At 68.3% G+C, this 24,551-nt stretch carries 22 protein-coding genes and 1 pseudogene; 15 read left to right on the top strand and 8 right to left on the bottom strand.

Going from position 1 to position 24,551, the window contains the following annotated elements; translation table 11 throughout:
• Positions 1-93: 93 nt before the first annotated feature.
• Both SSMG_RS33195 and SSMG_RS33190 read right to left on the bottom strand, forming a co-directional pair.
• Positions 94-276, bottom strand: a complete 183-nt coding sequence (locus SSMG_RS33195) for a hypothetical protein (RefSeq protein WP_009083367.1) — start codon at positions 274-276, stop codon at positions 94-96.
• Between the two features lie 206 nt (positions 277-482).
• Positions 483-887: a tetratricopeptide repeat protein gene (locus tag SSMG_RS33190; RefSeq protein WP_009083365.1), complete on the bottom strand. Its 405-nt coding sequence runs from the start codon at positions 885-887 to the stop codon at positions 483-485.
• A 70-nt stretch (positions 888-957) separates the two neighbouring features.
• Between SSMG_RS33190 and SSMG_RS33185 the strand changes: the two genes are divergently transcribed.
• The 6 genes and pseudogenes from SSMG_RS33185 to SSMG_RS33160 all read left to right on the top strand — a co-directional run.
• On the top strand, positions 958-1,440 hold the full coding sequence (locus SSMG_RS33185; RefSeq protein ID WP_037715661.1) for a glyoxalase/bleomycin resistance/extradiol dioxygenase family protein: 483 nt from the start codon (positions 958-960) through the stop codon (positions 1,438-1,440).
• A 115-nt stretch (positions 1,441-1,555) separates the two neighbouring features.
• Entirely contained in the window at positions 1,556-2,842 is a 1,287-nt protein-coding gene (gene eno, locus SSMG_RS33180; protein WP_009083362.1) for a phosphopyruvate hydratase, read from the top strand.
• Positions 2,843-2,849: 7 nt separating this feature from the next.
• Complete coding sequence (locus tag SSMG_RS33175) at positions 2,850-3,401, top strand: septum formation initiator family protein (RefSeq protein WP_009083360.1); 552 nt, start codon at positions 2,850-2,852, stop codon at positions 3,399-3,401.
• A 618-nt stretch (positions 3,402-4,019) separates the two neighbouring features.
• Entirely contained in the window at positions 4,020-4,532 is a 513-nt protein-coding gene (locus SSMG_RS33170) for a DUF501 domain-containing protein (RefSeq protein WP_037718404.1), read from the top strand.
• A gap of 883 nt (positions 4,533-5,415) precedes the next feature.
• Positions 5,416-6,486 (top strand): lytic transglycosylase domain-containing protein, encoded by a 1,071-nt coding sequence (locus SSMG_RS33165; protein ID WP_063631984.1) that lies wholly within the window; start codon positions 5,416-5,418, stop codon positions 6,484-6,486.
• A gap of 60 nt (positions 6,487-6,546) precedes the next feature.
• Positions 6,547-7,422: pseudogene (locus tag SSMG_RS33160) on the top strand (LysR family transcriptional regulator); the annotation flags it as partial.
• A gap of 22 nt (positions 7,423-7,444) precedes the next feature.
• Here the strand turns inward: SSMG_RS33160 and SSMG_RS33155 are convergent.
• Positions 7,445-8,179: an SDR family oxidoreductase gene (locus SSMG_RS33155; RefSeq protein ID WP_009083352.1), complete on the bottom strand. Its 735-nt coding sequence runs from the start codon at positions 8,177-8,179 to the stop codon at positions 7,445-7,447.
• On the bottom strand, positions 8,176-8,913 hold the full coding sequence (locus SSMG_RS33150; RefSeq protein ID WP_009083350.1) for an oxidoreductase: 738 nt from the start codon (positions 8,911-8,913) through the stop codon (positions 8,176-8,178). Before SSMG_RS33150 ends, SSMG_RS33155 begins: the two co-directional genes overlap by 4 nt.
• Before the next feature lie 177 nt (positions 8,914-9,090).
• Here SSMG_RS33150 and SSMG_RS33145 point away from each other — a divergent pair, with 177 nt between their 5' ends.
• From SSMG_RS33145 to SSMG_RS33115, 7 genes are all read left to right on the top strand, one after another.
• Positions 9,091-10,044 (top strand): Ppx/GppA phosphatase family protein, encoded by a 954-nt coding sequence (locus SSMG_RS33145; protein WP_009083349.1) that lies wholly within the window; start codon positions 9,091-9,093, stop codon positions 10,042-10,044.
• Positions 10,045-10,249: 205 nt separating this feature from the next.
• A complete protein-coding gene (locus tag SSMG_RS33140) occupies positions 10,250-11,878 on the top strand; it encodes an ABC transporter substrate-binding protein (RefSeq protein ID WP_009083347.1) in 1,629 nt (542 codons plus the stop codon).
• A gap of 104 nt (positions 11,879-11,982) precedes the next feature.
• Positions 11,983-12,909 carry an ABC transporter permease gene (locus SSMG_RS33135; RefSeq protein WP_009083344.1) on the top strand — a complete coding sequence of 309 codons (927 nt, stop codon included), beginning with the start codon at positions 11,983-11,985 and terminating at the stop codon, positions 12,907-12,909.
• Complete coding sequence (locus SSMG_RS33130; protein ID WP_009083342.1) at positions 12,902-13,858, top strand: ABC transporter permease; 957 nt, start codon at positions 12,902-12,904, stop codon at positions 13,856-13,858. Before SSMG_RS33135 ends, SSMG_RS33130 begins: the two co-directional genes overlap by 8 nt.
• A gap of 5 nt (positions 13,859-13,863) precedes the next feature.
• Positions 13,864-14,889 (top strand): ABC transporter ATP-binding protein, encoded by a 1,026-nt coding sequence (locus tag SSMG_RS33125; RefSeq protein WP_009083341.1) that lies wholly within the window; start codon positions 13,864-13,866, stop codon positions 14,887-14,889.
• Positions 14,882-15,880 (top strand): ABC transporter ATP-binding protein, encoded by a 999-nt coding sequence (locus tag SSMG_RS33120; RefSeq protein WP_009083340.1) that lies wholly within the window; start codon positions 14,882-14,884, stop codon positions 15,878-15,880. Before SSMG_RS33125 ends, SSMG_RS33120 begins: the two co-directional genes overlap by 8 nt.
• 83 nt (positions 15,881-15,963) lie before the next feature.
• Positions 15,964-17,679, top strand: coding sequence for a S8 family serine peptidase (locus tag SSMG_RS33115; RefSeq protein ID WP_037715656.1), 1,716 nt, complete (start codon positions 15,964-15,966; stop codon positions 17,677-17,679).
• A 42-nt stretch (positions 17,680-17,721) separates the two neighbouring features.
• Here the strand turns inward: SSMG_RS33115 and SSMG_RS33110 are convergent, their stop codons facing one another.
• The 4 genes from SSMG_RS33110 to SSMG_RS33095 all read right to left on the bottom strand — a co-directional run bounded on the left by SSMG_RS33110 (position 17,722) and on the right by SSMG_RS33095 (position 22,650).
• The gene (locus SSMG_RS33110; RefSeq protein WP_037715654.1) at positions 17,722-19,242 is read right to left on the bottom strand and encodes an alpha/beta hydrolase; all 1,521 of its coding nucleotides are present in this window, start codon (positions 19,240-19,242) and stop codon (positions 17,722-17,724) included.
• A 70-nt stretch (positions 19,243-19,312) separates the two neighbouring features.
• Positions 19,313-20,836, bottom strand: a complete 1,524-nt coding sequence (locus SSMG_RS33105) for an alpha/beta hydrolase (RefSeq protein ID WP_286156991.1) — start codon at positions 20,834-20,836, stop codon at positions 19,313-19,315.
• A gap of 191 nt (positions 20,837-21,027) precedes the next feature.
• Entirely contained in the window at positions 21,028-21,747 is a 720-nt protein-coding gene (locus tag SSMG_RS33100; RefSeq protein ID WP_009083336.1) for an ABC transporter permease, read from the bottom strand.
• Positions 21,748-21,765: 18 nt separating this feature from the next.
• Positions 21,766-22,650 (bottom strand): ABC transporter ATP-binding protein, encoded by an 885-nt coding sequence (locus tag SSMG_RS33095; RefSeq protein WP_037715649.1) that lies wholly within the window; start codon positions 22,648-22,650, stop codon positions 21,766-21,768.
• Positions 22,651-22,785: 135 nt separating this feature from the next.
• Between SSMG_RS33095 and SSMG_RS33090 the strand changes: the two genes are divergently transcribed.
• Positions 22,786-23,925: a sensor histidine kinase gene (locus SSMG_RS33090; protein WP_037715648.1), complete on the top strand. Its 1,140-nt coding sequence runs from the start codon at positions 22,786-22,788 to the stop codon at positions 23,923-23,925.
• The gene (locus SSMG_RS33085) at positions 23,922-24,524 is read left to right on the top strand and encodes a DNA-binding response regulator (protein ID WP_009083331.1); all 603 of its coding nucleotides are present in this window, start codon (positions 23,922-23,924) and stop codon (positions 24,522-24,524) included. Before SSMG_RS33090 ends, SSMG_RS33085 begins: the two co-directional genes overlap by 4 nt.
• Positions 24,525-24,551: the final 27 nt, after the last annotated feature.

Below are 24,551 nucleotides of genomic sequence, written 5' to 3'. Positions count from 1 at the left end.
CAGCTCGGCACCGGTCCTACGCCGCGGCGTACGACCCAACAGCCCAGCCGCGGCGAGCGGCCGAAACCCCGGCCCGCTCGGTCGGGGCAGCAGTCAGTGGGTCGGCAGCGCGGCGCTCGCGCGCACCGTCTTCCGCGGCAGTGCCTCGGCGCGCACCAGTTGCTTGCGCGGCTGCACCGGGTAGCGTTCGTTCAGTTCGACGAGTACCGGCGCCAGCGCCATCAGCACCAGCACGAGCAGCCCGGCGGTCGCTCCGATCACGGTCAGCGCGGTCATGTCGGCCTCCTCTAATCGCTCTCTGTGATGACACCAAGGATCGCGCTTCGCCCGGTCTGCCCGGATCGGCCGAGTGGCCGAGCCGGAGCGCCGGATGGCCAGGCTTCCCCGCTGCCCCGTTCACCTGAGAAGACGCGCCGGGACGATGCTGGATCCGGCGGTTGCCCGCGAGTGCCTTCGCGGATGCACGTTCGGGGCAGGCAGGCTCAGCGATCGCTGAGCGTGATCCTCGCCCTGACCTCGCTGATCGCCTCGAGGTACTCCGGCACCGGGTTCATCGCCGACGCCATCCGCAGTTGTGCCAGCGCCTCGGCCAAACGGCCGAGGCGCTGGAGGGTGCGGCCGAGCACGAACCGGGCGTAGTGGTCGGTGGGGTCGAGCTCCAGCACGCGGGTGAACGCGCGTTCGGCGCGGCGCAGCTGGGCGGAGTGGAAGTACGCGCGCCCGGCGAGCAGGTGCACGCTCGGCTTGTCCGGCTCGTCGGCGAGCAGGGGTTCGAGCTCCTTGAGCGCGTCGAGCGGGCGGCGCCGGGCGACCAGATGCTCGGCGTTGCGGAACCTGCGGAAGCGCGATTCGCCGTCGGGTTCGGGGGCTGCTGCGGCGTCCGTCATGGTCGCTTCACGATACCGGCGCGGAGGGCGTTGCACGACCGTCAGACGAGTCGTGATGGACTGTTCCGCCATGAGCAGCGATCAGGAACCCGATTACCTGGGACTGGCGCCGTACCTCTACTACAGCGATGCGACCGCCGCGCTCGCGTGGCTGACCAGGGTGTTCGGCTTCACCGAGGAAGTCCGCTTCGAGGACGGGGCAGGCGAGGTTTTCCAGGCGACGCTCCGTGCGGGCGACGCGCGCCTGCAGCTGGCCGGGGTCGGTCCCGAATACTGGGAGGCCAAGGGGGTCGAAGGGCCGGTCGGGCAGTTGAACGTCGTGTACGTGACCGACGTCGACGCGCAGTACGAGCGCGTGTCCGCGGCGCTCGGCGAGGACGCCGCGCCGGAACCGCCGCAGGACCAGCCTTACGGCGCGCGGATTTTCACCGTCGCCGATCCCGGCGGCAACAGCTGGACGTTCTGGCAGCAGGTGACCGACCAGGTCGAGCTGCCGTCGGGGTGGCGCGAGGTCCGGCCGGAGGACCAGGACGCCGGCGAAGTGCCCGGCTGAACTGGGGAACACGCAGCGGAACGGCTCGGCACCGGCCTGGCCTCCAACGGGTGAACCCGCTGGGCGGTTACTCTGGGCGGCGTCACCGCAGGCACGACCCACCAAGGAGCAGAGCGTGGCTCTCATCGAGCAGGTAGGCGCGCGCGAGATTCTCGATTCGCGCGGGAACCCGACCGTCGAGGTGGAGGTGGCGCTCGACGACGGCACTCTGGCCCGTGCGGCGGTGCCGTCCGGGGCGTCGACCGGCGAGCACGAAGCGGTCGAGCTGCGCGACGGGGACACCGGCCGCTACAACGGCAAGGGCGTGGAGCGCGCGGTCGCCGCGGTGCTCGACGAGATCGGACCGGACCTCGTCGGCGTCGACGCGGTCGACCAGCGGATCGTCGACCAGAAGCTGGTGGACCTCGACGGCACGCCGGCGAAGTCGCGGCTGGGCGCGAACGCGATCCTCGGGGTTTCGCTGGCCGTCGCGAAGGCCGCCGCGGAATCGGCCGAGCTGGAGCTGTTCCGCTACCTGGGCGGCCCGAACGCGCACGTGCTGCCGGTGCCGATGCTGAACATCCTCAACGGCGGTGCGCACGCCGACACCGACGTCGACATCCAGGAATTCATGATCGCGCCGATCGGCGCGGAGTCGTTCCGCGAGGCGCTGCGCTGGGGCACCGAGGTGTACCACGCGCTGAAGTCCGTGCTGAAGGGCCGCGGCCTGGCCACCGGCCTCGGCGACGAGGGCGGTTTCGCGCCGAGCCTCGCCAACAACCGCGAGGCGCTCGACCTGATCCTCGCCGCGATCGAGAAGGCGGGCTACGTGCCGGGCCGGGACGTCGCGCTCGCGCTCGACGTCGCCGCGACCGAGTTCTTCTCCGACGGCGCCTACACCTTCGAGGGTTCGAAGCGCAGCGCGGAGCAGATGTCCGCGTACTACGGCGAACTGCTGCGCGACTACCCGCTGGTCTCCATCGAGGACCCGCTGAGCGAGGACGACTGGGACGGCTGGGTCCAGCTGACCTCCGAGATCGGCGACAAGGTCCAGCTCGTCGGCGACGACCTGTTCGTCACCAACCCGGACCGTCTCGAGGAGGGCATCACCCGCCGCGCGGCGAACGCGCTGCTGGTGAAGGTCAACCAGATCGGCACGCTGTCGGAGACGCTGGACGCGGTGTCGCTCGCCACGTCGTACGGCTACAAGTCGATGATGAGCCACCGGTCCGGCGAGACCGAGGACACCTTCATCGCCGACCTCGCGGTCGCCACCGGCGTCGGCCAGATCAAGACCGGGGCCCCGGCGCGCGGCGAGCGGATCGCGAAGTACAACCAGCTCCTGCGCATCGAGGAAACCCTCGCGGACGCCGCGCGCTACGCCGGCGACCTCGCCTTCCCGCGGTTCAGCGCGGAGGCCTGAGGGGCACATGGCCGACCGGGGGAGGGCGCGCAGCCGTCGCGGCGGCCGGGCAGCGGGAAGCGGGTCCAGCAGGGCCCGCCGTCCCGCCTCGGCCCGGCGCCGCACCGGCGCGGGCACGACGGAGACGACCAGGGCCCGGCTGCGCCGCGGCCTGGCGGCGAAACGCGCCTCCGGTGCGGCCAAGGTGCTCGGCATGTCGACCACCCGGCGCGCCGCCGTGGTGGCGATCGTGGTGTGCGCGCTGGCCTTCACCGTCGCGGTTCCGTTGCGCACCTACCTTTCCCAGCGCTCCGAGGTCCGCGACCAGGAAGCGCAGCAAGCCCAGCTCCAGCACGAGGTCGCCCAGCTGCGCGACCGCAAAGCCCAGCTGAGCGACCCGGCCCAGATCGAGGCGGAAGCCCGCCGCCGGCTCCGGTACGTGAAGCCGGGCGAGACCCCGTGGATGGTCCAGCTGCCGGAGGACCAGCCTGGTTCGCCGACTGCTGCCCAGCCGGGGCAGCAGCCCGCTCCGCAGGCGCCTTGGTACGAGAACCTGTGGGCGCAGGTTTCCGGGGGTTGAGGTTTCCTGTGCTCGACGGGTCGTCGGCTGGGTGTGTTTCGGCGGCAGCTGGGCGGGTCGACGACTGGGCAAGGTTGGCGGCAGTTGGGCGGGATCGCTGACCGGGCGAGGTCGCTGGTCGGCGACCTTCCGGTCTCGCGGGATTGCCGTCGCGCCGGGCCGGAGTGTCGGCTAATTGAGACTCGTGCGGCCTGTTGCCGGGCGAGATCATCGTTCTTGGGCATGCTCCTTAACGCCGTGGGTGCGGTAGTTCTGGTGGCTGGACAATCGAGGCTTCGCAGTCCTCGGGATTCGGGCCTCGAATAGTGACTTTTCGGTGGCGTCCGCTCCGCTCTCGTGTCGCTGGCTGAGTGCAGGCCAGGGCAGCCGCGTCCTGACTGGCGGTTCATGATTTGTGAAGCGTTCGGCGGCGTTTCATTCACATGGCTCGGGTGACCTTTCTGTTTGGCGGCTTGATGTGGCGGCGAAGCTCCGACTGCCTTCCACGCTAACCACATCGCGACGGCGGCGGAGGCCGACGCGGCGAGTTGTCCACACGGGGTGCCGGTTGTGGACAACTCGGCCGTTTCGGCGGAGGTCGCGAGGGGTCGGGCGGGCGGCGGCATTAGCCTGGTGAGCGTGAACAGCAGCACGGAGACACCCCGATTCGAGCCCGTCACCGATGCCGACCGGGAGGTCATCGCGCAGCAGCTCGGACGGCCGCCGCGGGCGTTGCGGGCGGTGGCCGCGCGGTGCCCCAGCGGGCATCCCTCGGTGGTCCAGACCAGCCCGCGGTTGGAGAACGGCACCCCGTTCCCGACGTTGTACTACTTGACCTGCCCGCGATTGACGTCGATGGTGGGCACGCTGGAGGCGTCCGGCGTGATGAAGGAAATGACCGAACGGCTCACCACCGACCCGGAACTCGCGGCGGCTTACCAGCGCACGCACGAGACGTACCTCGCCGAGCGGGACGCCATCGAATCGCTGGGCACGCAGGTGACCGCGGGCGGGATGCCCGGGCGGGTGAAATGCCTGCACGTCCACCTCGCGCACACGCTCGCCGCCGGACCGGGAGTGAACCCGTTCGGCGACGAGACTCTCGCCTGGGTCCGCGAACAGGGCTGGCCGACGGGCGACTGCGCCGGGTAACGCTCCGGTCTCGGGCGCGGATAGGCACAGCAGAGGCCGGTGCCCGCCTGGGTGGGAATGCTTCGCGGCGCGCATCGGAGCTTCACACCGAGCAGGCGAGCCCGGGTGCACCGCTGGGCGCGCCGGGGAGGGGCGGAAATTGCGGGTGCCACGCAGATCTCGGCGGTCGGTGCGCGCTGAGGCGTCTCCTGCTGCGGACGGTCAGGTCGAGCCGGTCGCGGACGGTGCGGGCGAGCGGGTTGCCGGTGGTTCCGCGGGTCCTGGCGGGGAAGAAGTTGGCGGCGCGGGCGGAAGTGCCGATGCGGTCGGTGGCGAGGATGCCAGTGTTGGCGACTGCGCCGCGGACGAAGCCGCCGATGGTGAGGGCAGGGGCGAGGTCGAAATCGCCAGAGGCGCGACGGGCGACCGGGACAGCGCGGGTGAGGGGACCGCGGGTGCTGGCATAGCTCGTGACGAAGCCGGTCGTGCTGGATCAGGTGGCGCTGGCCGTGGTGATGAGGCGGCTGAGGAAAGCGGTGTTGGCGACGAGGTCGCTAGACGCGAGTTGTCTGGCGAGCGCAGTGGCGACGAGGTAACGGGCGAAGGGGCTGCTGAGACCGCTGGCGGGGAGAACGACAGCGACGAGGTAACAGGCGAAGAGGTTGCCGACGTTGCTGGCGAAGAGAGCAGCGGCGACAAAGGAGCAGACGAAGCGGCTGTCGGCGACGTTGATCGCGCGAGCAACAGCGGTGGCGAAGAAACCGTCGAAGCAGCAGCCGCTCCGGTAGGCGTGCCTTCCGAAACAACCGGACCCAAGAGGACTGCCGTTCTCGTCGGCCCGCCGCCGGACAAGGCTCGGTGGGTACGGGTGAGGGCGCGGCGGGGGCGTTACCGGGTTCGGCGGGTGGTTTCGCGGCATCGGACGGTGGCCGCGGTGCTCGCGGGGGTCCTCGGCGTGCTTCCGGCGACCGTCGGAGCAGGGGTAGTCGCCGGGTGGGTCGGGCGGATGCCGGTGGTGCATACGGCGGACGTCTTGCCTGATCAGGGATACGACCCGGGGATTCGCGGAGTCGCGGTCGACGGGCGGCTGCCCGACGCGCCCGCGGCGGTTCCCTTGCCTGCGTATGACCTTCCGGACGGGCCGCTCGGGATTCCGGCTACTGCGCTCGCCGCGTATCGGCATGCGGCGGACGTGCTGGGAAAGGAGCAGCCGGGCTGTCATATCGACTGGGCGCTCATCGCGAGCATTGGGCGGATCGAGTCGAATCACGCGCGGGGCGGGTATGTCGATGCCGCGGGGACCACGCTTCAACCGATCCTCGGGCCGCAGCTCAACGGGACCGGGCCGTACGCGGCGATTCCGGACACCGATCACGGTGTGCTCGACCAGGATCCGGTGTGGGATCGGGCGGTCGGGCCGTTCCAATTCATCCCGGCGACCTGGCGGCTCTACGCGGCGGACGGCAACGGCGACGGCAAATCCGATCCCGGCAATCTCTTCGACGCCTCGCTCGCGGCGGCGCGCTATCTCTGCTCCGGCGGGCTCGACCTGGCCAATCCGGATCAGTTGCGGACCGCGATATACCGCTACAACAACTCCGACGCGTACGTCACCACCGTGATTCTCTGGGCGGAGGCTTATCGGAAGGGCGTCGCGCAGGTGCCGGACAGCCCAGTCGGGGTGCCCGGGCCGACGGCGTCCAATTCGCCGCCGCCGCCCACGACGGAACCCCGGCCGAGGACTACCGAGTCGTTGCCGGTCTCTACTGGTGCTCCCTCGGTGCGGCCTACCGGGTTGCCGCCCGAGCACAGCACGTCCGGGAGTCCCTCGAGCGAAACGCCGAGCACCAGCACTCCGACGTGCGGATCCAGCGCCTCGACCACGACGACCTCGCCAACGACCCCGACCACCCCGACCTGTATCTCGTCGTCGAGCGGAGCACCGTCGGGGAGCGAGACGCCGGTCGGCGGGTGAAGGAAGCGAAAGCGCTCCTCCGGTAGCCTCGATTACACCATTACAAAGCAGGGGGAGACGATGAGTCTTCGTCAGTTCGAGTACGCCTTGGCGGTCGCCGAGGCGGGGTCGGTGACCGCCGCGGCTGAGCTGCTTCATGTCGCTCAGCCGTCCGTTTCGCAGCAGATTCGCGGGCTCGAGCGGGAACTCGGCGTGCAGCTCTTCTCCCGTACGCCGACCGGGCTGGTGCCGACCGTCGTCGGGCGGGCGTTTCTCCGCGACGCCGAGGTGGCGGTGCGGGCCGCGCGCCGGGCGCAGGCGACCGCGAGGGCGGGTGCGGACGAACTGGTCGGCGAGTTGCTCGTCGCGGCGCAGATGGGGTTGGGGACTCGCCAGTTGCCGGGAGCGTTGGCTGCGCTGCGGCGCAAGTACCCGCAGTTGGCAGCGACCGTTTTCGAGGAGCCGAATCCGGCTGAGCTGGAGCAGCTCGCGCGGCGCGGGGTGCTGGATCTCGCGCTGCTCGGCTCGGCGTGTGACGAGGGGCTGTACGAGGGACATCATCTCGGCGACGAGGAGTTCGTGGTCGTCCTCGGGGTCAAGCACCGGTTGTTCACGAAGGACCGGATCTCGTTGCGGGAGCTGGAAAAAGAGCAGTGGATCCGGTTCGACCCGGACAGCGCGCTCGACGGATTCCTCACCGAAGTGTTGCGCGACAACGGATTGAAGCCGACCGCGGTCGCGCGCGTGTCGCAGACCTCGACGGCGGTGCGCTGGGCCGCGCACGGGCTGGGAGTGACGCTCGTTCCGGCGTCAGCGGTGCCGGAAGGGCACGAGCACCTCGTCCGGCCGGTGTTTCCGGTCGTGTCCCAGCCCGTGGTCGCGGCGGTGCGGCCCGGCGCGGGGCCCGCGGAGATGGCGTTGCTCGAGTTTCTGCGGCAGGAGACTTGGGAACAGCCGGTGTCCCCGGCCGCCTGACACCTCAGAGCTGCGTGTCGCCGCCGTCTACGACCAGTTCGATGCCGGTGGTGAAGGTGGCGTCGAAGGCGAGGAAGGCGACGGCGCGGGCGATCTCGTCGGGGGTGCCCAGCCGTTTCATCGGGTTCGCCGCGGCTCGGGCCGCTTTGAACCGCGCGGCTTCCTCGGCCGACATCCCGGCTTCGAGGATCTCGGTGTCGATGGGACCGGGGCTGATCGCGTTGACCCGGACGCCGCGCGGGAGCAGTTCGGCGGCGAGCGTGCGGGCCATCGACCGCAGTGCGGCCTTGCTTGCCGAATAGACGCTCGTTTCCGGCAGGCCCAGGACGTTCGCGGTCGAGGTGGTCAGCACGACGCCAGCTCCGGAGCGCAGCAGCGGCGCGAGCTTCTGCACGGTGAAGTACGCGCCCTTGACGTTGACCCCGAACTGCTCGTCGAACTCCTCCTCGGTGACCGATTCGAACGGTGCCGTCCGGGCCATCCCGGCGTTGACGAACAGGGCGTCGACCGGGCCGGGCACCTGTTCCGCCAGCGCCTCCAGCGAGGAGAGCGACGCCACATCGCCGCGGACGGCCAGCGCATCCTCGCCGAGCTGAGCCAAAGCCGTGTCCAAACGGGATTGAGAACGGCCGGTGATGATTACGCGAGCGCCGCTGTCGGCGAACAATTTCGCGGTAGCGAAACCCATTCCGGTGCTGCCGCCGGTAATGACCGCGGTTTTGCCCTGATAAGCATTCATCGCGGGTATTCGCCCCCGTCGACGGCCAGGCCGCTTCCGGTCAGCCAGCTCGCCTGGTCGGACAGCAGGAACAGCACGGCGTTGGCGATGTCGTCGGGTTCACCGTCGCGGCCCAGCGGGACTTCGGGGAGCGCGAAGCCGGGCGACAGGCTCGCCCACTGTTCGCGCGTCGCCAAGCCGCCGGGGGTGGCGGTCCGGCCGGGGGACACGGCGTTGACCCGGACTCCGGACGGGGCCAGTTCGGCGGCCAAGCCTCGGCTGTACGCCTCCAGTGCGGTTTTCGCTGCCACATAGTGCAAGAACGGCGGGAAAGGCGGCCGGATCGCGGCGGTCGAGACGTGCACGATCGCGCCCGATCGGCGGTCCCGCATGCCCGGGGCGAGCAGCGCGTCCAGACGGATCGCGGCCAGCAGGTTCACCGACAGCGCGTCCTGCCATTCGTCGTCGGGAATGGCCAAGGCGCTCGGGTGCGGACGCGCGCCGCCCGCGTTGTGGACCAGCAGATCGACGCCGCCGAGGACTTCTTCAGCGGCGGACGCGATCGTCTGGGCGCCGGCCGGGGTGCGGACGTCGGCCTCGACGAAGGACGCCCCGTCCGGCACCGGCGCAGCGGAGCGGGCGGTGGTGAGCACGGTCGCGCCCGCAGCCAGCAATTGCGCCACGATCGCCGCGCCGATTCCGCGGGAACCGCCGGTGACGACCGCGCGCTTTCCCGCAATCCCGTAATCGGGCATGCCAATAAACCTCTCGATAATGGAGAAAGAACCGCCGCGAAGGAAAATGCGGCGAACACGTCCACCGTAGATCCGGAAAAGAGGCAAAGGCAAAGACCAAATGTCGGCGAGGCGGCATAGGGCCCGCCTATGCCCGCCTGTCCGGCGAAGCGCCGGAGACCAAGTAAAGTCGGACCCATGCCTCGGGTAGCTGCGATCGACTGTGGGACCAACTCCATCCGTCTGCTCGTCGCCGAGTTGACGCCGCGCCACGACGGCACGGTCGACCTGCGCGACCTGCACCGCGAGATGCGCATCGTGCGGCTCGGCCAGGGCGTCGACGCCACCGGCAGGCTCGCGCCGGAAGCGCTCGAGCGCACCCGCGCCGCGCTCGCGGACTACACCGTCGCCGCGCGGCGCAAGGGCGTCGAGAAGGTGCGCATGGTCGCCACCTCCGCGACGCGCGACGCGAGCAACCGCGACGAGTTCTTCGCGATGACCCGCGAAACGCTCGGCGTCGAGGCCGAGGTGATCAGCGGCGACGAGGAAGCCCGGCTGTCCTTCACCGGCGCGGTCGGCGAGCAGGACCCGGACGACGGGCCGTTCGTGGTCGTCGACGTCGGCGGCGGCTCCACCGAACTCGTGCTCGGCACCTGGAACGGCCGCGAGGCCGAGGTGACCGCCGCGAAATCCGTCGACATCGGCTGCGTCCGGATCACCGAGCGTGCGCTGAAGGACGACCCGCCGACCGCCGACGAGATCGCCGCCGCCCGCGAACTGGCCCGCGGCATCCTCGCCGAGGCGTTCGACGTCGTGGACGTCGCGAAGGCCCGCACCTGGATCGGCGTCGCCGGCACCGTGACCACGTTGTCAGCCGTTTCGCTCGGCCTTCCCGAGTACGACTCCGAGCGCGTGCACCTGTCGAAGCTGACGCACGGCCAGATCGACGAACTCGCCGGGCAGCTCCTCGCGTCCGACCGCGCGACCCGCGCCGAGAATCCGGTGATCCACCCCGGCCGGGTCGACGTGATCGGCGGCGGCGCGGTCGTCGTCCAGGTGCTCGCGGAGGAACTCGCCGCGCGCGGTGGTCCGGACCAGCTGGTGGTCAGCGAGCACGACATCCTGGACGGGATCGCCTTGTCGCTCGCCTGAACGCTCCGCGACACCGAGATCACCGGGCGCGCATCCGGCGGCCAAACCCGTACCAAAACCACCGAAAGTCATCAAGCGCAGTTAGTTGTGAGCTGACCGGGTGATGAGCGGTGTTGTTATTCAGGTGCAACCCGGTGATCCGGTTACGAAGGGCTGATCCAGCTAGCCTCCATCTCGCTATTCGGACGCGAGAAACGGAGGGGACATGCGGGGTTCATCCAGGCTCTGGAGCGCGGCCGCGGTCGTGACAACCTTGTCGCTGCTCCTGACTGCCTGTGGGGGCGGCGGATCCAGCAGCGGGTCGTCGGGAGAAGCGGATCCGAACGGGACCTTCACGGTCTACGGGACGGAACCGCAGAACACGCTGATCCCCACGAACACCAACGAGCTCGGCGGTTCCAAGGCCGTCGACCCGATGTTCTCCGGTCTCGTCGCGTACAAGGGCGACAGCGGCGAACCGTTCAACCTGATGGCGGATTCGATCACCACGACCGATTCCAAGGTCTACGACATCAAGATCAAGCACGGCTGGAAGTTCCACGACGGCACCGAGGTCAAGGCGAAGAACTTCGTCGACGCCTGGAACTACGGGGCCAACTCGGCGAACGGCCAGATCAACAGCACGTTCTTCGAGAACATCCAGGGCTACGCCGACGTCCACCCGGCCGACAAGGCGGCGAAGCCGACCACGGACAAGATGTCCGGCCTGCAGGTCAAGGGCGACTACGAGTTCCAGGTGACGCTCGAAGCGCCGTTCTCGGTGTTCACCACCAAGATCGGCTACAGCGCGTTCGCGCCGCTGCCGGACTCCTTTTTCAAGGACCCCGACGCCTTCGCGAAGCACCCGATCGGCAACGGCCCGATGAAGTTCGTCAGCCGCACGCCGAACGTGGACATCAAGCTGACCCGGTTCGACGACTACCAGGGTCCGGACAAGGTCAAGTTCAAGGACCTGGACGTCAAGATCTACGCGAGCCAGGAAACCGCGTACCAGGACCTGCTGAGCAACAAGCTCGACTTCATCGAGACGCTGCCGCCGTCCGCGCTCACCGCGGAGAAGTACAAGACCGACCTCAAGGACAACCTGGTCACCGGGCACCTGCTGGGAATCAGCACGATCGCGGTGCCGTACTACGTGCCCGGCTACAACAACCTCGACCTGCGCCGGGCGATCTCGATGGCGATCGACCGCGCGCAGATCACCAAGACGGTCATGCACGACACCTACGTGCCGGCGGACAGCTATGTCTCGCAGGGCATCGCGGGCTTCCGTCCCGGCGTGTGCGGCGAGTACTGCAAGTTCAACCCGGAGAAGGCGAAGGAACTCTTCGCGAAGTCCGGGTTCAAGGGCAAGCTCACCATCGCGTCGAACGCCGACGGCGGCCGCAAGGAACCGCTGGTGGCCGCGTGCAACAGCATCAAGAACACCCTCGGCGTCGAATGCGATTTCGTTCCGGCGACCGACTTCGGCCAGTGGCGCAGCATCGTGACCGGGCACAAGCTGACCGGCATGGGCCGTTCCGACTGGTCGGCGGACTATCCGTCCATTGAGGACTTCCTCAACCCGCTGTACCGGACCGGGGCCTCGTCGAACGACTCGACGTACTCCAACCCGCAGGTCGACGCTCTGCTGAAGCAGGCCGACTCGACGGCGGACAAGGACGCCGCGGTCAAGCTGTACCAGCAAGCCGAGGACTTGATCGCGAAGGACCTGCCCTCGATCCCGGTGTGGGACGAGAAGGGCGTCGCGGCCAAGTCGAAGCACACGAAGACCGTGGTCCTCGACTTCCGCCGCCGCGCGGACTACTCGTCGGTCGAGGTCCTCAAGAAGTGATGCGCTGACTCGTCCGTTCCCACCACGCGGCTCGTGAGTGTTCGCGCAGGCCACAAGCCGGCGCGGGCACTCACGAGCCCGGCGCGCACTCCTAGGAACCACGCATGATCCGCTACGTCCTGCGTCGCCTGCTCCAGCTGATCCCGGTGTTCTTCGGCACCACCTTCCTGATCTACGCACTGGTGTGGGCCGTGCCCGGGGACCCGTTCTCCGGAAAATGCGGGCAGCAAGCCTGTCCGCAGGCCTATATCGACCTGATGACCGAGAAGTTCCACCTCAACGACAACCTGATCGTCCAGTACTTCAAATACCTCGGGAGCCTGTTCAGCGGCGACTGGGGCGAGACGTTCAACGGCTCCTCGGTCGGCGACATGATCGCCACGTCCTACCCGATCACGCTGCGCCTCGCGCTCGTCGCGGTGCTCATCGAGGCGGTCATCGGCCTCACCGCCGGGGTGCTGACCGGCTTGCGCGGCAAGGGTTTCCTCGACAACCTGGTGCTGGTCTCGACGACGTTCCTGATCTCGCTGCCAGTGTTCGTCACCGCGATCGTGCTGCAGATCGTGCTCGGCGTGAACCTGGGCATCATCGACGCCAGCGTCTCGGACGATCCGAGCATCGGCGAGCTGATCGTGCCCGGCATCGCGCTCGGCAGCCTGTCGATGGCTTATGTCGCGCGGCTGACGAGAACGTCGATCGCGGAGAACCGGCACGCCGACTACATCCGCACCGCCATCGCCAAGGGACAGCCCAACAGCCGGGTCATCGGCATTCACCTGCTGCGCAACTCGGTGATCCCGGTACTGACCTTCCTGGGCACCGACCTCGGCGCGCTGATGGGCGGCGCGATCGTGACCGAGGGCGTGTTCAACATCAACGGTCTCGGCGGGCTGATCTTCCGCGGCCTCCAGAACCGGGAAAGCGCGACCGTCGTCGGCGTCGTCGTGCTGCTGGTGGTGGTGTATCTGCTGATGAGCCTGATCGTGGACCTGCTCTACGCCGTTCTCGACCCGAGGATCCGTTATGACTGACCCGAATCTCGTCGGCGGCGGAGGGGTCGACGCGGCACAGCTGTCGCATGTGGACAGCTCGGCCGACGCCGGCCCGAAGAAACCGCGCAGTCTGTGGGGCGACGCGTGGCGGCAGCTGCGCCGCAAGCCGACGTTCGTCATCTCCGCGTTGATCATCCTGCTGGTCGTGCTGATCGCGATCGCGCCGGGGCTGTTCTCGCACCGTCCGGCCGGGTACAGCGACCTGACCCACGCCAACGAGGGCCCGTCCGCGGACGCCTGGTTCGGCTACGACAACCAGGGCTACGACGTCTACGCGCGGACCATTTACGGGGCGAGGGCGTCGCTTCTGGTCGGCGTTTTCGCGACGCTGTTGACTGTCCTTTTCGGATCGCTGATCGGCATCGTCGCTGGCTATTACGGCCGGATCGTCGACAGCCTGCTCTCGAGGCTCGGCGACATCTTCGCCGGTCTTCCGTTCGTGCTCGGCGCGATCGTCATCCTGACCACGTTCAACGCGCCCGGCACGAATCCCGGGCAGGTCACCATCATCGTGCAGGTAGTGTGCTCGATCGCGGTGCTGACCTGGCCGGTGGCGATGCGCATCATGCGGTCCGCGACGTTGGTGGCCAAGCAGCTGGACTACGTGAAGGCGGCCCGCGCGCTCGGTGCGAGCACTCCGCGGATCGTGTTCCGGCACCTGCTGCCGAACACGCTCGCGCCGGTGCTCGTGTACGCCACGATCGCGCTCGGCGCGGCTATCGGGGCCGAGGCGACGCTGGCGTACCTCGGCATCGGCGTGCGGCCGCCGGTGGTGTCGTGGGGCGTCATGATCAGCGACGCGCGCGACTACTTCCGCGCGGTCCCGCACATGCTCCTGTTCCCCGGTGCGTTCGTCACCATCACCGTGCTCGCGTTCGTGATGCTCGGCGACGGTATCCGCGACGCGCTCGACCCGAAGTCGAGGTAGCCGCAATGTCCACAGTGTCCAGTTCACCTGGTCCGACGGCGGAGAACGAACTGCTGCTCGAGGTCGAAGACCTGCACGTGGAGTTCCGCACCTCCGACGGCGTGGCCAACGTGCTCAACGGAGTCGGGTACTCGGTGCACGCCGGGGAAACCCTTGCCGTGCTCGGCGAATCGGGCTCCGGCAAGAGCGTCACCGCGCAGACCATCATGGGAATCCTCGACACCCCGCCGGGTGTGATCACCGCCGGTTCGATCCGTTATCGCGGCGAGGACTTGCTCACCGCGTCGGCGGACCGGCGGCGGGAGGTGCGCGGCGCGGAGATCGCGATGATCTTCCAGGACGCGCTTTCGGCGCTGAACCCGGTGTTCACCGTCGGATTCCAGATCGAGGAGCAGCTGCGGGTCCGGCTGGGCATGTCCAAAAAGGACGCGCGCAAGCGGGCGATCGAACTGCTCGACCTGGTGCGGATCCCGGCGGCGGAGCGGCGGGTGAAGGACTACCCGCACCAGTTCTCCGGCGGGATGCGGCAACGCGCGATGATCGCGATGTCACTGGCGCTCGACCCGGATCTGCTCATCGCGGACGAGCCGACGACCGCGCTCGACGTGACCGTGCAGGCGCAGATCATGGACCTGCTCGCGGACATCCAGCGGGAACGGCGGATGGGGCTCGTCCTCATCACGCACGACCTCGGTGTGGTCGCGGAGGTCGCGGACCGGATCGCGGTGATGTACGCGGGGCGGATCGTGGAGCAGGCCGACGTGCGGGAACTGTTCAGCTCGCCGGGGCATCCCTACACCGCCGCGCTGATGGATTCGCTGCCCCGGCTCGACCTCAAGGGACAGACCCTGGAAACGATCAAGGGCCTGCCGCCGAGCCTGCTCGACATTCCGTCCGGATGTCCGTTCCATCCGCGCTGCAAGCGGGCTGAGCAGCGGTGCCGCGACGAGCGGCCGTCCTCGCACGCGCTCGGGTTCGGCCGGGTCAGCGCGTGTCACTTCGCCGAGGAGGTGGTGGAGAGCCGTGGGTGAGCCGATTCTGAGCGTGCGCGAGCTGGTCAAGCATTTCCCGGTGCGCGCGGGCGTGTTGTTCAAGAAGACGATCGGGCAGGTCAAGGCCGTTGACGGCGTGTCCTTCGACCTGCAGCCGGGCGAAACCCTCGGCGTGGTCGGGGAATCCGGCTGCGGCAAGTCGACGCTCGCTCAGGTGCTGATGCGCCTGGAGGAGCCGACCAGCGGCAGTGCGACGTTCGAGGGGCGCGACCTGTTCAAGGCGCGCGGAGCGGAACTGCGGCGCATGCGCCGGGAAATCCAGATCGTGCTGCAGGATCCGTACACGTCGCTGAATCCGCGGATGACCGTCGGCGACATCGTCGGCGAGCCGTTCGAGATCCACACCGATGTCGCGCCGAAGGGTTCGCGGGCGAAGAAGGTGCAGGAGCTGCTGGAGGTGGTCGGGCTCAACCCCGAGCACGTGAACCGGTATCCGCACCAGTTCTCCGGCGGGCAGCGGCAGCGCATCGGGATCGCGCGGGCGCTGGCGTTGCGGCCCAAGGTGATCATCTGCGACGAGCCGGTGTCCGCTTTGGACGTTTCGATCCAGGCGCAGGTGATGAACCTGCTCGGGGAACTGCAGGGCGAGTTCGGACTGTCCTATGTGTTCATCGCGCACGACCTCTCGGTGGTGCGGCACCTGTCCACCCGGGTCGCGGTGATGTACCTCGGCAAGATCGTCGAAATCGGCACCGAGGACGAGATTTACGAGCGACCGTCCCATCCGTACACCCAGGCGTTGCTGTCGGCGGTGCCGGTCGCCGACCCGGCGGTGCGCGGGCAGCGGCAGGTGATCCGGCTGGAGGGTGACGTGCCGAGCCCGATCGATCCGCCGTCGGGTTGCCGTTTCCGGACGCGGTGCTGGAAAGCCGCCGACATTTGCGCGACGGAGACGCCGAAGCTCGAACCGCGGACCGACGGGCATCTGTCGGCTTGTCACTTCGCCGAGGTGAAGTCGGTGGTTCCGTAACGAGGCGATTCCTCCGGTTTGCCGATTGCCGCACGCAGTGTCCGCTATGTACGTTGCAGTGTCGGTTTTCGTGAGGAGGACTCGTGAAAAGACCAAGATTGCTCGCAGTGGCACTCGCGGTGCCATTGTTCGGTGCGGTGTCCGGCGTCGCCGTTGGAGCGGCGTCGGCCCAACCGGCTGGACCGGTAACGGAATTCAGCGTCCTGGCGCGGGACGGCCAGAGCGTCGCCGCCGCGCAGCAGGCCGTGCGCGACGCGGGCGGCACGATCGTCGCGACCAACACCGCCGTCGGGCTCATCACCGCCACCGCGCCCGCTTCCGGCTTCGCTGAGCGGGTTTCGGCCAACCGAGCGGTATTCGGTGCGGCGAAGGCGAAAGCGATCGGCAGCGCGCCGAAGGCGGGCAAGAAGGAGAAGCCGGACGCGGTCGAGAAGGAAGGCCGCGGCAGCGTGTCGCGCAAGGCAGCGGCGAACAAGGCGGTCGGCACCGACCCGCTGGACGACCAGCTCTGGGGCCTCAAATCGACCCGCTCCGACCTCGCGCGCACCAAACAGGCGGGCGACAAGCGGGTGAAGGTCGGCATCATCGACACCGGCGTCGACGGCAGTCACCCGGACATCGCGCCGAACTTCGACAAGGCCGATTCGCGCAACTTCACCAAGGACATCGTCGCGGACGTCAACGGCACCGTGGTGGACGGGCCGTGCGAATACCGCGGCTGCGTCGACCCGGTGGACCACGACGACAACGGCCACGGAACGCACGTCGCCGGCACGATCGCCGCGGCTGCCAACGGATTCGGCGTGTCCGGCGTGGCGCCGAACGTGACGCTGGTGAACGTCCGCGCGGGTCAGGATTCCGGATACTTCTTCCTGCAGCCGACGGTCGACGCGCTGACGTATTCCGGCGACGCGGGACTCGACGTCGTCAACATGAGCTTCTACGTGGACCCGTGGCTGTACAACTGCCGTTCGAACCCGGCGGATTCGGCCGTGGAGCAAGCGGAACAGCGCACGATCATCGAAGCGACCACGCGGGCGTTGAACTACGCGCACGGCAAGGGCGTGACGATGGTGGTCGCGCTCGGCAACCAGCACGACGAGCTGGCCGCGCCGCACGACGACGTCACGAGCCCGGACTATCCGGCGAACGGGACTCATCCGCGCAAGATCGACAATTCCTCGTGCTTCTCGCTGCCGGTCGAAGGTCCGCACACCATCGGGGTCGGCTCTTTCGGGCCGACGCAGGCGAAGGCGGATTACTCGAACTACGGGACCGAGCAGATCTCCGTTTCCGCGCCGGGCGGCTACTTCCGTGACGGTTACGGCACGCCGTGGTACCGGACGGTGGAGAACGAGATCCTGTCGACGTACCCGCGCAATGTCGGTGTGGCAGAAGGGAACATCGACGCGGCGGGCAATGTGACTCCGGCCGGCGTCGCGCTCGGCGTGCAGAAGGCGACGGCACCGGACGGCCGGGTCGGCTATTACCAGTGGCTGCAAGGGACGTCGATGGCCGCTCCACACGCGACCGGGGTCGCGGCGCTGATCATTTCCCAGTACGGCAAGAAGACCGGACATTCGGTTTCGATGGATCCGGATGCGGTGCAGCGGGTGCTGGAAGGCACGGCCGCGCCGATCGCGTGCCCGGTGCCGCGGACGGTCGATTACCTCAAGGAGGGCCGCGACGCTTCGTTCACGGCGACCTGCGTTGGTGACGCGTCGTTCAACGGGTTCTACGGACATGGTGCGGTGGACGCCTATTCCGCGGTGACGCGGGGTTCGGCGTTCCTGCGCTGATCGAGCGGCGGTGGGGCGGGTTGTTCCGCCTCACCGCCTATTTCAGTGTCGGCGCAGCAGGTCGGTGATCTTGTCGGCGGCTTGTTGTTGTTGCGGGGTGAGCGTTCGGGTCGAGTTCGCTTCGGCGGCGCAGAATTTGTCGGTCGCCGGACGGACGCCGTGCGCGAGATAATCGATGACGGCGTTGAAGCCGCAGCTGTTCAGATAGGGGAGACCGACGCCGTGGCCGCCTTGGTCCACAGTGACCATTCGTGCTCGGCCACCGAACGCTTCGCGCGTGTCGAACGCGCCGGACAGCGGGGTCGCCGGGTCGCGCATATTCTGGACCAGCAACAGGTTCGACGGTCCCTGGTCGCTGAACTGGACTGCCGATTCCTTCGGCGGGTAAGGCCAGAATGCGCACGGCCAGATGTTCCTGGTCGCGCCGCCGAGCATCGGATAGGCGGCCCGGTCGTGCGCGACGTTCCGCTGATAGGTCGAAATCTGCCGGGGCCACGCGTGGTCCCCGCACACTACCGAAAGCATCGTGCCGACCTCGCTCTGCACCGGACCTTCTGTGCCCGGCAACGCGTCAGGCGGGGGAGTCTGCCCGGCGAGGAGGGTTTGCCACAGCTGCGCCAGCCGCGGGAATGCCGTGGTCTGGTAGGTGAAGCTGTGGGTCACCAAGCGGAAAAGGGAACCGTCGAGTCCGCCGAGCGGGTGCTGGTCGAGTTGGTCCGCGAGTTTGAAGAAGTTCGCGGTGACTTCCGCGGGAGTCGCGCCGAGGCCGTAACATGGATTGCGTGCCGCGGCCCATTTTGCGAAGTCCGGGAAGCGGTCTTGCATTCCTTCGCCGAAACGCCGGGCTGCGGTGATGTCGTAGCCATCCGGCCCGAGCACGCTGTCTAGGACGACGCGGTCGGTCCGGTCTGGGAACAGCGAGGCGTACACGCCGCCGAGGTAGGTGCCATATGAGAGGCCGAAGTAGGAGATCTTTGCCTCGCCGAGTGCGGCGCGGATCTGGTCCATGTCGCGCGCGGTGTTCGCGGTGGTGAGGTACGGCAGGAGCGGCGCGGAAGCCGAATCGGCGCATTTCTGCGAGACCTGCTTGCTCTCCGCTGCGGATTCCACGACTTCGGCCGGATTGTGCGCATACTTCGGCGCGATCGTCAGCTGCTCCGGTGTGAGATTGCAGCTCACCGGAGTGCTGTGGTCGACGCCGCGCGGGTCGAAGCCGATCAAGTCGTACTCGGCCAGCAGACTCGCCGGGAGGCCGAGCTGGGTCAGCTGCGACGGGAAGGCGAGGCCGGGGCCGCCGGGTCCGCCCGGGTTGAACAGCAGTACTCCGCGCCGTTTCGCCGGATCGCTGCTGGGCAGCCGGGAGATTTCGACCTTGATCTTCTTGCCGTTCGGATTCCGGTAATCCAACGGCACTTCCAGCGACGCGCACTGCAGCGCCGGGGAAGCGACGTCGGCCGGGCACTTGCCCCAGTTCACCGCGGATCTCGCGGGAGCGGCGGACGCTGGGGGCGCCGTCACCGTCAACGCCGCGGTGGCGAGTACGAGAAGTACGTGTTTCCGCACGGTTGTCCTTTCCGCGATGGACAAACGGCGGTGGGACGGGAAGGCCGCCCCACCGCCGCTCATCGTCGGTTCAGTACTGCCGCAGCAGATCCGTGATCTTGTCGGCGGCCTGCTTTTGCTGTGGAGTAAGCGATCGCGTGACATTCGCTTCGGCACCGCAGAATTTGTCGGTGTCCGGCCGGGTTCCGTGCACCAGATAGTCCGTGACAGCGGCGAATCCGCAGCTGTTCAGGTACGGGAGTCCGACACCGTGCCCGCCCTGGTCGACCGTGACCATCCGGGCGCGGTCGCCGAACGCCTCGCGCGTGTCGAGCGCGCCGGACAGCGGGGTCGCCGGATCGCGCAGGTTCTGGACCAGCAACAGGTTCGCCGGTCCCTGGTCGCTGAACTGCACTGGCGGTTCGAGCGGCTGGCTCGCCCAGTGCGCGCACGGCCAGACGTTCGCGGTCGCGCCGCCGAGCATCGGATACTTGACCCGGTCGTGCGCGACATTGCGCTGATAGGTCGAGATCGACCGCGGCCAGGCGTTGTCCCCGCACAGCACCGAGATCATGGTGCCGCGCTGGCTCTGTTCCGGACCGGCGGCGGGCAGCCGCAGCGAGTCCGCCGGGGAAGCCTGGTCGTGGAGAAGGGCTTGCCACGTCTGCGCCAGCTTGGGGAAGCTCAGCGTCTGGTAGGTCAGGCCATGCGTTCCCAGCCGGAAGAGCGAGCCGTCGATGCCCCCGACCGGGTGCTGGTCAAGCTTGTCCGCGAGTTTGAAGAAGTTCGCGGTGACCTCGGCGGGAGTGGTGCCGAGACCGTAGATCGAGTTGCGTACCGCGGCCCATTTCGCGAAGTCGGGGAAGCGGTCCTGCATCCCCTCGCCGAAGCGCCGTGCCGTGGTGACGTCGACCCCGGTCGGTCCGACGACGCTGTCGAGGACGACGCGGTCGGTCCGGTCTGGGAACAGCGTGGCGTACACGCCGCCGAGGTACGTGCCATATGAGAGGCCGAAGTAGGAGATCTTTGCCTCGCCGAGCGCGGCCCGGATCTGGTCCATGTCGCGCGCGGTGTTCGCCGTGGTGAGGTACGGCAGGATCGGCGCGGAAGCCGAATCGGCGCATTTCCGCGCGATCTGCTTCGCGGTCGCCGAGGCCTGGACGACTTCTTCGCGTTTGTGCGCGTACTTGGGCACGATGACCAGTTGCTCGGGACTCAGGTCGCAGCTCACCGGGGTACTGTGGCCGACCCCGCGCGGGTCGAAGCCGATCAGGTCGTACTCGGCGAGCAAGCTGGCCGGCGCCCCGAGGTTCGCCCAAGTCAGCGGGAAGGCCAGCCCGGGACCGCCGGGTCCGCCCGGGTTGAACAGCAGCACGCCGCGCCGTTTGGCGGGTTCGGCGCTGGGCAGCCGGGAGATGGCGACGCTGATCTTCTTCCCGTCCGGATGCCGGTAGTCCAGCGGCACTTCGAGCGACGCGCACTGCAGCGCCGGGGAAGCGACGTCGGCTGGGCACGCACCCCAGTTCACCGCGGATTTCGCGGGCGAGGCGTGCGCCGGAGCGGCGGTCGCGGTCAGCGCGGCGGCCGCCAGTACGACGAGCATATGCTTTCGCACAGTTTTCCGTCCTTTGCCGAGATCAAGCGAACTCAGGAAACTGAGGGGAAAGGGCACGAAATCATGCGGTGCTCGCGGACGCGGCGGCTCGGCTGCCGGTCCGGCCGACGTCCGGCCGCGTCGTCGCGGACCCGTCGACGATCGAGAGCGAGGCCGACGTTACTCCGATCTCCTCGGCGCCGGAAGGGGTTTCAGCGGCGCGGTTCCCAGCGGAATAGCCGCCTCGCCAGCGTAACGCTGAGAATCAGCCACGCCGCGATCGGACCGAGCAGGACCAGCGAGTCGGCGGTCGAAGTACCGCCATTCCAGGAATTCAATACGAGTTCGGTGGCCGCGCCGCCGGGCAGAAGTCGTTTCAGCAGGGACAGCTGTTCGGTTCCGGTGATTCCGATCCAACTTGCCACCGCGAGGACCGCGAGCGTGATCGGCAGCGTGGTGACCTGCGCGTGCTCCGGGGAGTTCGTGAGGCCGGCCGTGGCCAGGCCGAGTGCGACCATCATGGCGATGGTGCCGGCCACCGCGACGACCAGCAGCAGCGGGTTCTTCGGCGGGGCGGTGACCGCGCCGAGTACGGCGAGGATGGCCCCGACCTGGATCGTGGTGATCGCGGTGACCGGCAGGAGCAGGCCGACGAGAATGCCGGAGTCGCTCGCCGCCGTAGAGCGGAGGCGTTTGAGGAAAAGGTTCTGCCGTCGTGCGGCGAGAGTGGTGACGGTGGTGGTGTACAAACCGATCGCCGTGATGAAGAAAAGCGTCAGCGCCGCGATATAGCCGAGGCTGCCGAGTTTGGCGAAGGTTTCGTGCCGGGAAATGAAGAAAGCGCTGAACGCGACGGGCAGGATCAGTGACGTGACCAAGACCAGTCGATTTCGGAAGAGCTGGATCAGTTCGCCACGGGCGATCGACAGCATGGGAAAGCCTTTCGGGGACTACGTGTTGCTGATGGCGCGGAAGACGTCGTCGAGCCGGGTCGGTCCGGCTTCCAGTTCGGCGAGCTCCACCGCGCGGTCCTGAGCCCAGCCGAGCAAGGTGTGCAGGTCTTTCTGCAGGCCGAAGGTCTCGATGAGGAAGCGGCCGTCCTCCTCGCGAGTCGCTTGCAGCGGCGGTACCGGCGCGTGCGGCGGAAGTCCAAAGCGGATGGTCGCGGGCAGCGTCCGGGTCAGCTCGGCGACGGTGCCTTCGCGGTTGAGAGTGCCCTGGTGCATGAGCCCGATGCGATCGGCGCGCTGCTGTGCTTCCTCGAGGTAATGCGTGGTCAGGACGATGGTGGTGCCCTCCTCGCGGAGCCGGTCCACCGCGGTCCACAGCGCGTCGCGCGACTGGATGTCCAGACCAGTGGTCGGCTCGTCGAGAAAGACCAGGTCCGGCGTCCCGTAGACGGCGGTCGCGAAGTCGAGCCGCCGCTTCTCGCCGCCGGAGAGTTGCGAGACCCGGGTGGCGGCTTTGCGCGTGAGGTCGGCGATGCCGAGCAGCTGTTCGACGTTGTCGCCACGGTGGGTCAGGCTGCCGATCAACCGGATGGATTCGCGCACGGTCAGGTCCGGTGAGAAGCCGCTCTCCTGCAGCATGATCCCCATCCGGGGACGCACGGAAGCGCGGTCGCGCGGGTCTTTCCCGAAGACGCGCACGGTGCCGGAGCTGGGTTTCCGGTGACCCTCGACGGTCTCCAGGGTCGAGGTCTTCCCGGCGCCGTTCGTGCCGAGCAGCGCGTACAGTTCGCCGCGCGCGACCTGGAACGACAGATCGCGCACGGCCGGGAAATCGCCGTAGGTGAGGTTCAGCCGGTCGACTTCGATGACTGGAGTCGTGGACATGCTCCGATTCCAGCCGGATCCGCTGACCGGGAGTAGTGCGGCCACGTCAGCCGAACACATGACGCTGCGTCACTGGTGGGCCTTGATCGGCTGCGGCATGCTGGGGCCGAACCGCCCGGCCGAACCTGGAGCACCATGACCGAGATCCGTCCGCCGCGGCCCCGCCGGATGTCGTGGTCCGGCGACGCGGTCCAGTACCGGCTGCGGCGGCTCAACCTCGTCACGGTGATGCCGCCGCTGCTGGTGGTCGGAGTGCTGCTGATCATCGTCAGCAGCCGGACCTGGTGGCACGTCGGCATCCAGGTGGCCGGGCTGCTGGCCGCGATCGCCACCGCCGAACGCTGGACCGCGGGCGACTTCGTCCGCACCGCGCGCCCGTGCCTGGTGCTCACCGCGTTCGTCTGGCTCGCCGGCGCGCTGGGCAACAGCCCCATGGCGTTCTACGGGCTGAGCATGGTCGGATCGTTCCTCATTCCGCCGCTGCCACGGCACCGGTTCGCCGCGCTGGTCGGCTTCGCCGTGCTGACCGGCGCGATCGGCTCCGCCACCCTGCTGCTGCACCACGACCATCTCGGCCCGCGAGTGCTGTCCTACGTGGTGACCCCGGCGGTCGGCTCGGTGCTGTCGACCCTGCTGATGTTCGCCAGCCAGAAGCTCTACGACCTCGTCGCGGAACTGGAAGAGTCCAGGGGGAAGGAAGCCGAACTGGCGGTGGTCCGGGAGCGCGTCCGGTTCGCCAGCGAGCTGCACGACATCCAGGGGCACACGTTGCACGTGGTCAAGCTGAAAGTCGCGCTCGCCGAGAAGCTGCTGCACCGGGATCTCGAACGGGCGCAAGAGGAATTGCGCGAGGTGCATTCCCTGGTCGGCGAAACCATCTTGCAGACCAAGGAACTCGCGTACGCGCAGCGACGGCTCAATCTGTCCGCGGAGCTGGAGAACGCGAAGAACCTCTTCGAAGCGGCGGGAATTCACGTGCGGATCGATCGGCTCGGACCGGTCGGCTCGGGGGCGGACGAGTTGCTCGGGCAAGTGCTGCGCGAGACGACCACGAACATCCTCCGGCACGCGCAGGCCCGGCAGGTGCGGATCACGTTGACCGAAGCGGGGATCAGCATCGTCAACGACGGTGCTCCGGAGGCCGAGGAACCGGTGCTGAGTGGACTGTCCACATTGGCGGACCGGCTGGCGGATCAGGGCGGAGAGTTGACAGTGGAGCAGAAAGACGGCCGGTTCGTGACGGCCGCCGCCTTCCCGGAGAAGGTGCCGCGATGACGACGGTGGTGCTTGCCGACGACGAAGTCTTGCTCCGTAAAGCGATGGCGGCGTTGTTGCCGATGGAAGACGAGATCACCGTGCTGGCCGAGGCGGAAGACGGCGAGGAGGCGGTGCGGGCCACCGTGGAGCATCGGCCGGACGTGCTGGTGATCGACCTGGAGATGCCCACTGTGGACGGACTGGACGCGGTCGCGCGGATCCGGCGGGAGCGGCCGGAGCAGGTGATCCTGATGCTGACCCGGCACGCGCGGCCGGGCGTGCTGCGCAAAGCGCTGAAGCTCGGGGTGCAGGGATTCGTCAGCAAATCCGCGGAACCGGCGCATATCGCCGCGGTGATCCGGACGCTGGACGAGGGCAAACGCTGGATCGACCCGGACGTCTCGGCGCTCGCGGTAGTGGACGACTGTCCGTTGACCGTGCGGGAAATCGACGTGCTGCGGGCGACTCGGGAGGGGTACTCGGTCGCGGATATCGCGACGCGGCTGCACTTGGCGGCGGGGACCGTGCGGAATTACCTGTCGAACGCGATGCAGAAAACGCAGACGCGGACGCGGCACGAGGCGGCGCGGTACGCCCGGGAGCACGACTGGTTGTGAGTGCCTATGCCGGTTCTAACCGGCATA

It is taken from the genome of Streptomyces sp. AA4 (assembly GCF_000158875.1).
GTDB lineage: Bacteria > Actinomycetota > Actinomycetes > Mycobacteriales > Pseudonocardiaceae > Amycolatopsis.
Note: the sequence above shows the minus strand (reverse complement) of the source record. Positions and strands in the feature narration are given on the sequence as shown.

Coding starts and splice junctions, on each gene's coding strand:
- SSMG_RS33140 (WP_009083347.1), top strand. CDS start 10,250: ATGCGGGGTTCATCCAGGCTCTGGAGCGCGGCCGCGGTCGTGACAACC.
- SSMG_RS33195 (WP_009083367.1), bottom strand. CDS start 276: ATGACCGCGCTGACCGTGATCGGAGCGACCGCCGGGCTGCTCGTGCTG.
- SSMG_RS33135 (WP_009083344.1), top strand. CDS start 11,983: ATGATCCGCTACGTCCTGCGTCGCCTGCTCCAGCTGATCCCGGTGTTC.
- SSMG_RS33125 (WP_009083341.1), top strand. CDS start 13,864: ATGTCCACAGTGTCCAGTTCACCTGGTCCGACGGCGGAGAACGAACTG.
- SSMG_RS33085 (WP_009083331.1), top strand. CDS start 23,922: ATGACGACGGTGGTGCTTGCCGACGACGAAGTCTTGCTCCGTAAAGCG.
- SSMG_RS33090 (WP_037715648.1), top strand. CDS start 22,786: ATGACCGAGATCCGTCCGCCGCGGCCCCGCCGGATGTCGTGGTCCGGC.
- SSMG_RS33185 (WP_037715661.1), top strand. CDS start 958: ATGAGCAGCGATCAGGAACCCGATTACCTGGGACTGGCGCCGTACCTC.
- SSMG_RS33150 (WP_009083350.1), bottom strand. CDS start 8,913: ATGCCCGATTACGGGATTGCGGGAAAGCGCGCGGTCGTCACCGGCGGT.
- SSMG_RS33155 (WP_009083352.1), bottom strand. CDS start 8,179: ATGAATGCTTATCAGGGCAAAACCGCGGTCATTACCGGCGGCAGCACC.
- SSMG_RS33095 (WP_037715649.1), bottom strand. CDS start 22,650: ATGTCCACGACTCCAGTCATCGAAGTCGACCGGCTGAACCTCACCTAC.
- SSMG_RS33190 (WP_009083365.1), bottom strand. CDS start 887: ATGACGGACGCCGCAGCAGCCCCCGAACCCGACGGCGAATCGCGCTTC.
- SSMG_RS33175 (WP_009083360.1), top strand. CDS start 2,850: ATGGCCGACCGGGGGAGGGCGCGCAGCCGTCGCGGCGGCCGGGCAGCG.
- SSMG_RS33130 (WP_009083342.1), top strand. CDS start 12,902: ATGACTGACCCGAATCTCGTCGGCGGCGGAGGGGTCGACGCGGCACAG.
- SSMG_RS33100 (WP_009083336.1), bottom strand. CDS start 21,747: ATGCTGTCGATCGCCCGTGGCGAACTGATCCAGCTCTTCCGAAATCGA.
- SSMG_RS33145 (WP_009083349.1), top strand. CDS start 9,091: ATGCCTCGGGTAGCTGCGATCGACTGTGGGACCAACTCCATCCGTCTG.